Origin of the sequence: Mucilaginibacter inviolabilis, from assembly GCF_011089895.1 — a bacterium.
Classification (GTDB): domain Bacteria; phylum Bacteroidota; class Bacteroidia; order Sphingobacteriales; family Sphingobacteriaceae; genus Mucilaginibacter; species Mucilaginibacter inviolabilis.
Genome location: NZ_JAANAT010000001.1, coordinates 530,910 through 544,243 on the forward strand (window position 1 = coordinate 530,910; position 13,334 = coordinate 544,243).

At 48.4% G+C, this 13,334-nt stretch carries 10 protein-coding genes; 4 read left to right on the forward strand and 6 right to left on the reverse strand.

All coding sequences use genetic code 11. From position 1 onward, the window contains the following. Window positions 1-472: 472 nt before the first annotated feature. The 6 genes from G7092_RS02065 to G7092_RS02090 all read right to left on the reverse strand — a co-directional run bounded on the left by G7092_RS02065 (window position 473) and on the right by G7092_RS02090 (window position 8,634). Complete coding sequence (locus G7092_RS02065) at window positions 473-1,654, reverse strand: PepSY-associated TM helix domain-containing protein (RefSeq protein ID WP_166085719.1); 1,182 nt, start codon at window positions 1,652-1,654, stop codon at window positions 473-475. Beyond that, window positions 1,654-4,005, reverse strand: coding sequence for a TonB-dependent receptor (locus G7092_RS02070; protein WP_166085721.1), 2,352 nt, complete (start codon window positions 4,003-4,005; stop codon window positions 1,654-1,656). The genes G7092_RS02065 and G7092_RS02070 overlap by 1 nt, the downstream gene beginning before the upstream one ends. Window positions 4,006-4,270: 265 nt before the next feature. After that, a complete protein-coding gene (locus tag G7092_RS02075) occupies window positions 4,271-4,912 on the reverse strand; it encodes a type 1 glutamine amidotransferase domain-containing protein (RefSeq protein ID WP_235953760.1) in 642 nt (213 codons plus the stop codon). Between the two features lie 69 nt (window positions 4,913-4,981). Then, a complete protein-coding gene (locus G7092_RS02080; protein ID WP_166085725.1) occupies window positions 4,982-5,326 on the reverse strand; it encodes a helix-turn-helix domain-containing protein in 345 nt (114 codons plus the stop codon). Between the two features lie 90 nt (window positions 5,327-5,416). Then, window positions 5,417-5,683, reverse strand: a complete 267-nt coding sequence (locus G7092_RS02085; RefSeq protein WP_166085727.1) for a hypothetical protein — start codon at window positions 5,681-5,683, stop codon at window positions 5,417-5,419. 578 nt (window positions 5,684-6,261) lie between these two features. Continuing rightward, window positions 6,262-8,634, reverse strand: coding sequence for a phosphoketolase family protein (locus G7092_RS02090; protein ID WP_166085730.1), 2,373 nt, complete (start codon window positions 8,632-8,634; stop codon window positions 6,262-6,264). A gap of 132 nt (window positions 8,635-8,766) precedes the next feature. Here G7092_RS02090 and G7092_RS02095 point away from each other — a divergent pair, with 132 nt between their 5' ends. The 4 genes from G7092_RS02095 (at window position 8,767) to G7092_RS02110 (ending at window position 13,332) form a co-directional block, all read left to right on the forward strand. After that, window positions 8,767-9,159: a hypothetical protein gene (locus G7092_RS02095; protein ID WP_166085732.1), complete on the forward strand. Its 393-nt coding sequence runs from the start codon at window positions 8,767-8,769 to the stop codon at window positions 9,157-9,159. An 82-nt stretch (window positions 9,160-9,241) separates the two neighbouring features. Beyond that, on the forward strand, window positions 9,242-11,338 hold the full coding sequence (gene pta, locus G7092_RS02100) for a phosphate acetyltransferase (protein WP_166085734.1): 2,097 nt from the start codon (window positions 9,242-9,244) through the stop codon (window positions 11,336-11,338). Window positions 11,339-11,350: 12 nt separating this feature from the next. Continuing rightward, complete coding sequence (locus G7092_RS02105; protein ID WP_166085736.1) at window positions 11,351-12,565, forward strand: acetate/propionate family kinase; 1,215 nt, start codon at window positions 11,351-11,353, stop codon at window positions 12,563-12,565. 41 nt (window positions 12,566-12,606) lie between these two features. Beyond that, complete coding sequence (locus tag G7092_RS02110; protein WP_202985197.1) at window positions 12,607-13,332, forward strand: LOG family protein; 726 nt, start codon at window positions 12,607-12,609, stop codon at window positions 13,330-13,332. Window positions 13,333-13,334 lie beyond the last annotated feature (2 nt).

A 13,334-nucleotide genomic window follows, 5' to 3' on the forward strand; every position in this document is an offset into this window, starting at 1 on the left:
TGGTTCAACATACCACGTCGGTGCCGTCGCAGTACGGTTGTTCTTAGAAATCATCACCTGCTCATATGAGTCCAGATAGCCCCCCGGCAAATACCTAATTAATTATATCCAAAACATTTCCATCATCCTCAAAAAATATATGTCCGGCACACAACGTTCGTTCAAATCCAATAATGGTAAATCATAAAGGAACGATGAGTTAAGTTACATTAAATCAAGTGTAATAGCTTTATAAGCAACTAGCAGACGGATAGCTTTAACGCTACCACAGAAAACAAAGATGACCTAAGAACGGCCCCATGGGGCAACGAATTACGCAACCTATTGACAACGTACACGATGGAGATCAATTTATTTCAGTCCAGCGTGAAGTGAAACGTGGCAAAAATGTGTTAAGTTAATATTTTAGAGCATGAAATTACTTAACCTCATGCTCTAAAGTTTTAGCTATATTTTTCCGAAAGAAAAAGATTTATCGGACAGGTCCCGCAGGCCGAACAAGGCGACCAGGCCTTATGGACTTCTTCCGCCGTCCCCACCAGATCAAAAAACCAGAAACAGGCATTAAAGCCCAAAAAAGCGCGATAATCGTAGCCAGGACCTTAGTAGGGACGCCGTAAATGCTGCCGGTATGCATCGCATAATTACTGGTTCTCCACTTTTCGCCCAACTGCTTTTGGCTTTGGGTAAGTGTATAATACAATCGTCCGTTGCGTGAATTATAAAGATATTCATCCCATTCATCCCAGCCGGAGCCGGTATTGTATCTGACGACGCAAAAAAGTGATTGCGCACTGTCGGTCTTCATATCCGGTAGGGTGATCGCAATATTTTCCCAATGCGGGACACGTCGGGCCGCCTGCCGCAGCAACAACTCATAACTTAAAGGCGTCTTCTCCGGCTCCTGTGGGACTTTGGGTTCCGCGAACATCTTCTTCGGCTCCGCACCTAACAAACGGTAGATACCGCTTTCCCACCATCCAAACGTCCAGGCAAGACCGGTAGCAGCAAAGAATAAGATAAAAAGCCAGGTGTAAATTCCGCCGATATTGTGCAAGTCATAGTTCTTTCGCCGCCAGCGTGTAGTGTTTTTCCAGCGGAACCATAGCCTTTGCTTAAATGCTGCCTTATGCTTAGGCCACCACAACACCATGCCCGTGAACGCCAAGACGAAGATGATCAGTGTAGCGCCACCTACAATATAATGCCCGAACTCATATTTTAGCTGTAAAGATGTGTGCAACGCATACATCACCCAGATAAATTCTGTTTTGTTATTAACGATACCCAGCACTTTACCGGTATAACGATCGACATACACCTGCTCATTGTAGAGGTAGGTGGATTGATAATACCAGGAAGGATGCGGATTTTCTTTAACCACATCAAAAACAACGGCTTTGCGCGGGTCCCGGTCACGCGACGCAAACGTAATTTGACGGCCGGGTTCTGCGCCTTTGGCGCTGGCGAGCAAACTGTCCATAGACAGTTCATGCTGGCCTACTATCGGTACATACACGAGGTCGCTATGTTGCCAGTTAGTTAGTTCCACCTGCCAGACGAACACCGCAGCCGCAGACAGGCTGACGAACACAACCAGCCCGGATAACAGCCCAAGCCAGAGATGGATCTTACCGGATATTTTCCTGATCATCAATGGAATTTATAGCTCAGGTTCAATGAAAAAGAGCGTGTTGGCTGGGGTTGCAAAAACGGTCCCCAGTAGTGGGTATTCGTCAGGTTGTCCACTTTAAAACCTATACGATAATCTCCTCGGTCATAAAAAACGGTGGAACTCAGCAGTACGTAGGCCGGCACGGTCACCAGATCTGTGTCGTCCCCATAGGCGCTGCTGGAGTAGTTGCCACCAAAGCCCAAACCTACGCCTTTTAACGAACCTCTCCTGACTGAATAGCTCGCCCAGCCATTGAACAGATGTTTAGGCGTGCCATAGGGGCGCTTGCCTTCGATATCAGCCTCTGCCTTTGTATATTTACTGATATTATAGCCATAGCCCAGCAGGATATTTAACCCGCTGAACGGGTTGGCAATCAACTCTGCCTCCAATCCTTTACTTAGCTGGGTAGCGTCCTGCAGGTAAAAATTGGTGTTCTCGGGATTTGTGCGGAGCTTATCTTTAACCAGGATGTCATAATAACTCAGGGTAGCTGACCATTTATTACTGGTACTTTCCATTTTCAACCCTCCCTCGTACTGAAAAGCTTGTTCGGGTTTGAACAACTTACCATTCTCATCCTTGGCACCAGTATAACTGAACCCATTCTGGTAATTGGCAAAAGCAGATAACTGGCCTTTTACCAGCTGATACACCGCACCAATCTTCGGCGAAGCCTTGGTTTGGCTGAAAGCACCACTATAAGTATCGCTATTGATATCATGTGAACCATGATCGCTGTAGTAATCGACGCGTATCGAGGCTAATATATTTAAACGATCAGTCAGGCTGATTACATCGGCGAAGTAGGCAGCTGTGTTATAAACGTTCTCATCGGAAGGCGATTTTGCTAAGGTATCGATAGCCTTGTCAAAGGCCGCACGGCTTACAAAATAGTTTCCTGGTTTCGTGTAGTTGATGACGTCTAAGTCGGTAGATATATAATAATATGGATCCTGACGGTAAGCGGTATAATCAAAGCCAGCAAGAAGGCGGTGACGTATTCCCGCAATCTGTATGTCTCCGTTAAAGTTCTGCTGAATCTCGAACTGGTGGTATTTATCCGACAGCAAACCAACCTGCCTGTCCAACTGGTGATCATCTATAATATACTTGTCCAAGAACATCTGATGAGGGGCATAAACGCCGTTTAGGGTAAATAGTGTCTGCGACTTCCATTGTTTGCTGAACTGGTAACTAGCCTGCAAGAAAATATTATAATTGGTGAGTTTCGTATCAATGTCGTTGCCCTGATAACTGCGGTTATAATCCAGTGGGATGTCTTTAAAGCTTTTGCCTGCCCAGTAGGTATTATCCACGATATTAAAGCCGTTGATCGAGCCGGTATGGCGTTGATACAACTCTGCATTGATATTAAAGCTCAGCTGGTCATTGGCTTTGTAGGTCAAGCTGGGCGCGATAAAATAATTGTGCTCAAAGCCAGCGTCCTGAAAATTGCCGTTATGATCATACGCTGCATTCAAACGAAAAAGAACGTGCTTGTCGCTATTCAGCGGGGTATTGACATCGGCGGTCACCCGGTTAAGTCCAAAGCTGCCTCCAGTGTACGACAGTTCGGTGAATGCGCTGTCGGCGGGCCGCTTCGTCACCCTGTTGATCAGGCCGCCATAGGAGATCACCGAAGAACTAAAGAGCGTCCCGGAAGGTCCCTTGATCACTTCAATACGTTCGATATTCGCTGGGTCTATTGCAGAAAATTGGTAGGCGGCCAAGCCGTCACGCATCCAGTTACCAGTGATAAAGCCGCGCATAAATGTGTACGAGCGTCCGTTACCAGCCTGAGCGATGGTCGATGTGCCCGGCGCGTTACGCATGGCAGTCTTATAATCTCCAATGTTCTGTTCGCGGAGCAGTTCGCTGGTGATTACTGAGTACACCTGCGGATTCTCTAAATTTGCCAGTGGCATCCGTGCCACGGTTTCCGAGTGTTTGTCGCCGTATATAAGTTTGCGATTAGCACTGACTACCACATCCGCAAGTTGACGTGCGTCCTGGCTCAGGACAAAATCGATAGTGAGTGTCTGTCCTGCTGCCACCTCAACCTTGCGTTCCTGGGATGCCAGCCCGATCGCACTGATTTTCAGTGTGTAGTTGCCGGCTTTAATCCTGCTGAGCTGATAATATCCATGTTCATTAGTAGTAGTACCTTTGGCTGTGCCGAATAGGCCAATGGTGATGGCGACGGCCGGCTGCCCGTCAGCGGTTTTGACGGTACCTTTGATCAGTCCTGTTTGACCAAAGGCAACCACAGTAACTAAAAAGAAAAGAAATGTTAAGTAAAAGTGCTTAGCGCATAGAAAAGGGTTCATGGTTTGTGTTGAATGAGTTAAAGGATTTGTTAAACTGCCGGTTCGACGTTTGGCGACGGACCACCGGCATCATTGAATTTATTGCATAAGGTGTCATTCGATTATAGCGCAAAATAAATATTTATTTAGACTAAATCCAAATAAAATAAGCAATGGTCGTCTCTTTTATTATCGCACGAATATCAGCCCATCTTGTGCGCCGTTGTCTTATGCCGGAAGGCTAAATGAGGTTAAATGTAATAAATATCGCCGTTTTCGATGGATACTACCTTTGACGACGACTCAGAAGAACGAGCAATTTCGAAGCGATCGCTTTGGAGCTGAATGGATTTTGCCCGGTGATCAGGTTGCCGTCCTCACATACGTTTTTGGTCATCGGTATTAACGCTTTCTTGTAGTTAGCACCGCGTCTTTTTAATTCTTTTTCGAGGTTAAAGGGTACCTGTTTTCGCCGGCGGGCCAGCAATTCCTCAAACCAGTCATAGACAGTGATCTGCTTTCCCCTGATCAGATGTTCGCCATCGCTCAGCAAGACGTTAAGTAAACCCGAAACCCCGTGACAAATAGCAGCAATATAATTACCGCGCTCGTAGTGGATTTTGATGATATGTTGTAAAATACGATCGTTCGGAAAGTCATACATAGTTCCGTGCCCGCCGGTCAGCAATATGCAATCAAATACCCGGTTAGACACCTCCTGCAAAGTATGGGTCTGTTGAAGTACCGCCTTGAAGCCGTCAATGCTTAGGGATGCTTTAGATAGACGGTCGAGATGTAAGGGCCTTAAGCTGACGGGATCAATTGGTGTAGCCCCGCCCTTTGGACTAGCCACTGTAATATCGTAACCTGCTGATTGGGCTTTTTGGTAAAAATGGGTGAGTTCACTTAGCCACAGACCCGTACGCAAGCAGCCTTTGTGATAGCTCCCAATATTAGTAACGACGATCAATACTTCCATGCAAAGATAGAACAGGAATCAGGCGGGCACCTGACGCTCTTTTTTTAAAGCTTCAAACAGTTGAATCACTTTCCTTTGCAAGTTCATTACCTCGTTTTCACGCTCGCGTAACTTCTCCAGAAGTCCGGCAAGTTCCGCTTGACGAGCAGGTGTGTCCATAATTTCGTCATAGGCGAGCAGTTTCACGATGGAGATATCAAATAAACTGGCAATTTGTTCCATCCTGGAGAGACTGACATCCGTGACACCTGTTTCGATCTTTGAAAAAGCCGGGATCGAAATATCCAGCTGTCTTGCCATCTGCTCCTGGCTCCAACTGTGCTGATGACGCAGCATCCTGATCTTATGGCCAAAACTTTTCATATCTTAAACTATATCACGTAAAAATAAATTTCTCTTCCAATTTAAGAACCATCCTTTAATTTCAAAAACTAACTTTGCCGGTATAACGTGTCATGAGATTTTCAAATGCTCCTTGATATGGTCCAGGCCGATCGCCGTTAAGGCCAGCATGCCATCTTCGTTCCAGCGAAAAAGACCATCTTCTTCCAATTGATCTCCGATCTCGTTGAACCCTTCCGTACTGAGTTCATAGTTATATTTTTTGTAAAGGTCTTTAATCACAATGGCGGGTAATACGACATCATCTACAGCTATCCCACGCCCGCTCTTGGCTAATGTGATGAAAAATTCTTTCCTGATCTGTTCTATCGTTGCCATGGTATTGTTTGATTACAGTTACGGCTTCTTTGAGGGTCAAAGTTAGGCATTAAAGAGGTGATCAGCCCGGTCTTTAATTATCATCAATTCAAGTTTTTTCCATAGCGTAAATTCATCTATTCTGCAACCTAAGACCCTGTGCTAAAATGAAAAGTCGCTCGACATCAATAGTGCCTTTTACTTATTGCACACCGGATTAACGGTAATCCGTTCAAACAGCTGCTTTTTGTGATCAACTTTCCGATGTGATAGTCCAGTTCAATATTGATGACGCTTTGGAATGTACTGCAGCAGCAGCTGATTTCGATCTTATTCCTTCCTGCATTTACCGATGGTTGCATACTGTGTTTAGCGCATACCAGTTTTTTAATATCCTGACCTATTTGTGAGAAAATTACCATATTCATTGGAGTGGGGTTCGGCTAAAAAAAATAATCGGACAAGCTTTTAATTGTATAAAGGTTAATTCCGGAGTTTTATTAAGAAGGTTCAGAACGGATTCTCGGTTAACGCGTAATATATTTAATACTAATGCAAACAGGAACTGATGCCAGTTCCATTGCGGGCATTCATCCTTTTCAATGTAACGCAGCCCATTTCCACTCACGGATCTCCGGCATATCGATACCATGCTCACGGATATACTGCCCGTGTTCGATCAGCTTATCCTTCATTTGCTGTTTCAGGTACGCTGTGCGGTCCTCTAACTGCGGCAACCGGTCAATGACATCCTGCACGAGGTTAAAGCGGTCCATTTCATTTAGCACAGTCATATCAAAAGGCGTAGTGATCGTACCTTCCTCTTTGTACCCGCGTACGTGAATTTGGTGGTGGTTGGTTCGCTTATAAGTCAGGCGGTGGATCAACCAGGGATAGGCATGGAAAGCAAAGATCACCGGCTTATCTTTGGTGAACAGTGCATCGAAATCGATATCACTCAAACCGTGGGGATGTTCATGTGCCGGTTGTAGTTTCATGAGATCAACTACGTTCACTACCCGGATCTTCAACTCAGGCAATGCCAGCCGTAGGATCGATACCGCCGCCAGTGTTTCCAGCGTCGGGACGTCACCAGCGCAGGCCATAACGACATCAGGCTCCACGCCCTCATCATTGCTTGCCCATTCCCAGATGCCGATCCCCTTCGCACAATGCAGTGTCGCTTCGCTGACGGAAAGCCATTGCGGGGACGGATGTTTTCCTGCAACCATCACGTTTACATAATGCCGGCTGCGCAGGCAATGATCCATGACCGACAAAAGGCAATTAGCATCGGGCGGAAGATAGACGCGTACAACACCGGCCTTTTTGTTGACCACGTGATCGATAAAGCCGGGGTCCTGGTGGGTAAAACCATTATGGTCCTGACGCCATACGTGCGAGGCCAGCAGGATATTCAACGAGGCCAGGGGACGCCGCCATGGTAGTTCTGCCGTTACTTTCAGCCATTTGGCGTGTTGATTGAACATCGAATCGATGATGTGGATAAAGGCTTCGTAACAATTGAACAACCCGTGTCGCCCGGTCAGCAAATACCCTTCCAGCCAACCTTCACATTGGTGTTCGCTCAGCATCTCCAACACACGGCCGTCTTTCGCGAGAAGTACGTCCGTTTCTACAGTTTCAGCTTCCCATTGACGGGAACTAACCTCAAAAACCGCATCCAGTTTATTGGAGAGCGTCTCGTCTGGCCCAAAAACCCGGAAATTGCGGCTTTGCAGGTTCAGCCGGATCACGTCACGCACAAACTGGCCGACAACCAATGTATCGCCGGGCCCGCTGCCCCCTCGTTCATCGATCGCCAGGCCATATTCACGGAAATCCGGCAGACGTAAGTTTTTTAATAACAAGCCGCCATTGGTATGTGGATTGGCTCCCATACGGCGTTCTCCTGCAGGCGCCAGAGCGAGTAAATCGGGCACCAATCGCCCATTAACGTCAAACAACTCTTCCGGCCGGTACTGTCTCAGCCAAGCTTCCAGTTGCTGCAGGTGTTCCGGGTGGGCCGCGGGATCGGACAAAGGAACCTGATGTGCACGGAAAGTACCTTCTACCGGCATGCCGTCCACCATCTTCGGCCCCGTCCAGCCTTTTGGTGTGCGCAAAATGATCATGGGCCAGCAGGGCCTTGTGACATCCTGGCCGGTAGCCGCATTTTCTTTGATCGCTTTAATTTCCTCAACAACCTTATCCAGCAACGCGGCCATCTCCTGGTGCATCGTTAATGGATCTTCTCCTGAGATCAAGTAAGGCTTCCAGCCATAGCCTTCAAAAAGAGAAAGTAACTCTTTTTCGGGGATGCGGGCCAGTACCGTCGGATTTGCGATCTTATAACCATTCAAATGAAGAATGGGTAAAACAACGCCATCTGTCTCCGGGTTCAGAAATTTATTCGAATGCCAGGCCGTCGCCAGCGGTCCGGTCTCGGCCTCGCCGTCGCCGACAACACATGCGGCGATCAGGTCAGGATTGTCAAAGACGGCACCAAAGGCATGGCTCAGCGAATAGCCGAGTTCGCCGCCCTCGTGCAGAGAGCCGGGACATTCGGGCGATACGTGACTTGGAATCCCGCCTGGAAAAGAGAATTGCCTGAACAATTTTTTCATCCCTGCCGTGTCCTGGCTGATATCTGGGTACACCTCACTGTAAGTGCCTTCCAGGTAGGTCTGGCTGACCATCGCCGGTCCACCATGGCCAGGTCCCGAAATGTAAAACATATTCAGATCATACTTTTTGATCACCCGGTTAAGATGCACATAGACAAAATTCTGTCCCGGCGTAGTACCCCAATGACCCAGTAACATGCGCTTGATATGGTCTATTTTTAAAGGTTCGCGCAACAATGGGTTATCGCGCAGGTAGATCTGGCCGACCGATAAATAATTCGATGCACGCCAGTAAGCGTCCAACAGGCGTAGTTCTTTTTGTTGTATAGGATCTTGCGTTTGCATAAGTTTTCTGATAAGACAAAAATGGTATAAACAGCGAAGTTAATTAGTGATGAGTGTCATTTTTTCAGATGACGCTAAACCTTAATTTATTAAGTGTCGCGAAGGATATTTGTTTCATTAAAAAAACAGGACATGAAAACGATCAATGAAGACCACGAACTGGAATTTGAGCTACAGGAAGTTTACCTGACAAGTAAGCAATGGTTGAGCGACCTTGCTTTTCTCGATGAAGAGACCCATTTTCTCGAAGAACAGCTGACCGCGACAGGTGATCACCTGATTCCCGCTAACAGTCAGCGCAACCTCGCCGTGCGGCTACAGAACGCTAAACAGATACATAGCAACATCCGCACGACCCTCGATAATTTTGTAAAACGGCTTGAGCCGCTGTTGCTGGAGTCCGCTCCGGTCCCTGACCTTAAACTACTGGAGGATTTTATTGCGTTGCAAACGGCGATCCAGGACGCATTGGCCATACTAAAAGGATTTAAATATGCCTTGGTCGAGGCCCGTAGAGCAGCCTGATCATCGTAAGTGACCGCAAGTTTTTCGGAACAATCCGCTCCGCTAAACGTTAAACATTTATTCATCAACCCTATCAGTAACATTGACAAAAAGTATATTTATTGCTTCCGCCGAACCCTATAGCGGCAAATCCATCGTGGCCCTTGGACTGGTGAACATGCTGCTGGCCCGGGCGCAACATATCCGTTATTTTAAGCCGGTGATTACTTCAGCAGAAGCGCCGGCAGATAGCCACATTCAAGCGGTACTATCGCATTTTCAGCTACCCCAGGATTATCAAGATGCCTGGGCCTTTACAAGGCAGGAAGCGATGCACTATATCAAGGAGCACAGGCAGGGCGAACTCCTGGATCAGCTGATCAGCCGTTTCAAGGCGCTGGAAGCGACTTCCGATTTTACTATCGTAGAAGGCTGTGATTTTACCGGCAGCGGCACTGCTGTAGAATTCGAATTGAACCGTCTCATAGCCCGGAACCTCAACGCACCTGTAGTATTGCTTGTGTCAGGGAACAACAAAACAGCGATGGAAACCGTTCAGGACGCGCTTAATTTTTGGCAGGCTTACCAGGAACAGGACATCCCGGTACTTGCAGTCGTTGTCAACCGGCTGGCGCCGCCACACGCGGATGAGGTAAGAGAACAGCTCGCCGCACAGATACCTGCAGACGTCCTGACCGCTGTAATACCATCGGACAAATTGCTCGAAAATCCCAGCGTGGGGGAAATCTTCAGCCGCCTGCGTGGCCGGTTATTATTTGGCGAGACACTGCTAGAAAACCCGGTGGATAACTTTGTTACCGGCGCAATGCAGGTGCCCAATTTCCTGAACTACCTGAAAGAAAACGTGCTGATCGTCACACCGGGTGACCGCGGTGATATTATTATCAGTTCGCTGCAGGCTAATATGTCGTCCAGTTATCCAAGAGTTGCCGGTATCGTATTGACAGCAGGCAGCGTACCGGAAGAACCAGTGATGCGACTGATAGAGGGACTGCAGGTTACCGTGCCTATAATGGCCGTCACTACCGGCACTTTTGAGACCACCAACTTGGTCGCAGGAGTACATTCGAGAATCCGCCCTGACGATACCAAAAAAATCAGATTGGCGATCGAGACGTTCGGGCGTTTTGTGGACCAGGACGCTTTGAACGAAAAGATCGTGCTGCATCATTCAGCGGCGATAACGCCCCACATGTTCCAGTACCAACTAACGCAATGGGCGCGACGCCAAAAGAAAACGATCGTGCTGCCCGAAGGCAACGACGACCGAATCCTGCAGGCGGCGGCCCGGCTACTCACTCAGGATCTCGTCGGACTGATCTTACTGGGCGACCCTGCGGAGATCGCCGCCTCGGTAAAGCGACTGGGCCTGAATCTTGATCTGCAAAAGGTCAGTGTGATCGATCCTGCTCAGGCGCCGCAGTTCGAGGATTATGTACTGACCCTGTATGAATTACGGAAAAACAAGAATGTTACATTGGAAATGGCCCGCGACCTGATGACCGATGTCTCTTATTTCGGTACGATGATGGTCTACAAAGGCGAAGCCGACGGTATGGTCTCCGGCGCAGTACATACGACCCAGCATACGATACGTCCGGCCCTACAGTTTATCAAGACCAAACCAGGTATCTCCACCGTATCTTCCATTTTCTTTATGTGCCTCGCCGACCGGGTTTCAGTGTTCGGCGATTGCGCTGTGAACCCGGACCCTACTTCAGAAGAATTAGCAGAGATCGCTATTTCTTCCGCAGACAACAGTAAACGTTTCGGCATTGAACCACGCGTGGCCATGTTGTCTTATTCATCCGGCACTTCCGGTGCCGGCGAGGATGTGGATAAGGTGCGGCGCGCCACGGAACAGGTGAGGATAAGGCGGCCAGACATTAAGGTCGAAGGTCCGATCCAGTACGACGCCGCGGTTGACCCGGTAGTCGGCCGACAGAAGATCCCCGGCTCGGAAGTCGCCGGTCAGGCCAGCGTCCTGATCTTTCCGGATCTTAACACCGGCAATAACACCTATAAAGCTGTCCAGCGCGAAACCGGAGCATTGGCCATCGGCCCAATGCTGCAGGGCTTGAATAAACCGGTAAACGACCTCAGCCGGGGTTGCACCGTCGATGATATTTTTAATACCGTCATTATTACTGCGATCCAAAGCCAGGACGAGCCCACCTAATTTTTATTTGCTATGTATATATTGGTTATCAACTCGGGCAGTAGCTCTATCAAATACCAGCTTTTTCCAAAGCACAGCGATCAGCCGGTCTGCAATGGCCTCATCGAGCGTATCGGCCAGACTGGAGGCCGGATCACACACGAGATCTTTAAAACGGGTGCAGCCCAGACCATTAAACTGGAACAAAGCGTCAAAGATCACGAAGCAGGGATGCAGGCCCTGGCCGGTTTACTTACCCGTGAGGATATCGCCGTGATCGCCGATCCGGCACAGATCGGAACAGTAGGTCACCGTGTCGTACACGGCGGCGAAACGCTAACCAAACCTACCATTATCACTGCGGAGGTCAAAGAAAAGATCAGGGCACTTTATCCTTTAGCCCCATTGCACAATCCAGGACATATCAAGGGCATTGAAGTTGCTGAAAAGTTATTTCCATCAGCTACCCAGATCGCCGTTTTCGACACCGCCTTTCACCAGACTTTACCGGATAAGGCCTACCGTTACGCCATCCCTGAAAGATTTTATAAAGAGGACGGTATTCGGGTGTATGGTTTTCACGGGATCAGTCATCAATATGTAGCGGGGGAAGCTATGGACTGGCTGAAAAATCAACAAGCTAAGCTCATCACCATTCATCTAGGAAACGGTTGCAGCATGGCTGCTGTAAGTGCCGGGAATTGTATTGATACAAGCATGGGCCTCACCCCGTTAGATGGGCTGGTCATGGGTACCCGAAGCGGCGCGATCGACCCATCTGTGCTGCTGTACCTGCAGCAACAAAAAGGATTTACGGCTGAACAGCTGAATGAACTGCTGAATAAACAAAGCGGCATGCTGGCCTTAGCGGGTTATAACGATATGAGGGACATAAGCCGGCTTTATCAGGAAGGCGCCCCAGCTGCTAAATTGGCTTATGAGTTGTATACCTATCGGATCAAAAAATTCATCGGCGCCTATGCCGTTGCTCTGAACGGTCTGGATGCCATTGTGTTCACCGCCGGAGTTGGCGAAAACGATGCATTAACACGAGAATTAGTTTGTCGAGACATGGAGGTATTAGATGTCCGCATCGACATTGCTAAAAATCAGTTAAGAGAAAAGGGATTACGCGATCTCTCTCTGGAAGACGCCCGCACCCGCATCTTAGTGATCCCCACTAATGAAGAGCTGGCCATCGCACGGGAATGCCGGACGCTAAAGGACAACACTCACACTGGAGCGTGACCACCGTCACTAAATCTGTTCGCAGCGTATCTTAGGTTTGCATGATGGGAAATACATCCGAGATCAAGTTCCTGGACGGCCCGCAGTCGCGCTGGCAGGAACTGAAATTTACTTTCGAAACTATGACGGAACTGATCCGCGGTTTCCGCGCCTTGCATTTCATCGGGCCTTGCATCACCATATTCGGTTCGGCGCGATTTAAAGAAGACCATCCTTTTTACGTGCAGACAAGGAATGCGGCCGGCGCATTTGCCCGCCTGGGCTTTACGATCCTGACCGGCGGCGGGCCAGGCCTTATGGAAGCGGCTAATCGCGGTGCTAAAGATGTCGGCGGCCGATCTGTAGGCTGTAATATACGACTGCCGGTCGAACAGCAGCCAAACCCTTACCTCGACAAGTGGGTATACATGAAGCAGTTCTTCCTCCGGAAGGTACTGCTCGTGAAATACAGTTTTGCCTTTGTCGTCATGCCCGGAGGGTTCGGTACGATGGATGAGTATTTCGAAGCACTGACCCTGATTCAGACACATAAGATCAAAAACTTTCCGGTCATTATTTTCGGAAAGGAATATCACCAGGACCTGATCCGGTATATTGAGAACATGAAAGCCTGTACGACGATCGCTGAAGAAGATATGTCACTATTCCTGGTCACTGATGATCTCGAAGAAGCCGTAGAATTGATCAGAGAAAAAAGCATCAAGGAATTCGGGCTGAAACCGGTCGCCAAACATAAACCCTTCCGGTGGTTATTTGAGAAATGGTAGCG

Coding starts and splice junctions, on each gene's coding strand:
- G7092_RS02085 (WP_166085727.1), bottom strand. CDS start 5,683: ATGGCAACGATAGAACAGATCAGGAAAGAATTTTTCATCACATTAGCC.
- G7092_RS02065 (WP_166085719.1), bottom strand. CDS start 1,654: ATGATCAGGAAAATATCCGGTAAGATCCATCTCTGGCTTGGGCTGTTA.
- G7092_RS02080 (WP_166085725.1), bottom strand. CDS start 5,326: ATGAAAAGTTTTGGCCATAAGATCAGGATGCTGCGTCATCAGCACAGT.
- G7092_RS02070 (WP_166085721.1), bottom strand. CDS start 4,005: ATGAACCCTTTTCTATGCGCTAAGCACTTTTACTTAACATTTCTTTTC.
- G7092_RS02095 (WP_166085732.1), top strand. CDS start 8,767: ATGAAAACGATCAATGAAGACCACGAACTGGAATTTGAGCTACAGGAA.
- G7092_RS02105 (WP_166085736.1), top strand. CDS start 11,351: ATGTATATATTGGTTATCAACTCGGGCAGTAGCTCTATCAAATACCAG.
- G7092_RS02110 (WP_202985197.1), top strand. CDS start 12,607: ATGATGGGAAATACATCCGAGATCAAGTTCCTGGACGGCCCGCAGTCG.
- G7092_RS02090 (WP_166085730.1), bottom strand. CDS start 8,634: ATGCAAACGCAAGATCCTATACAACAAAAAGAACTACGCCTGTTGGAC.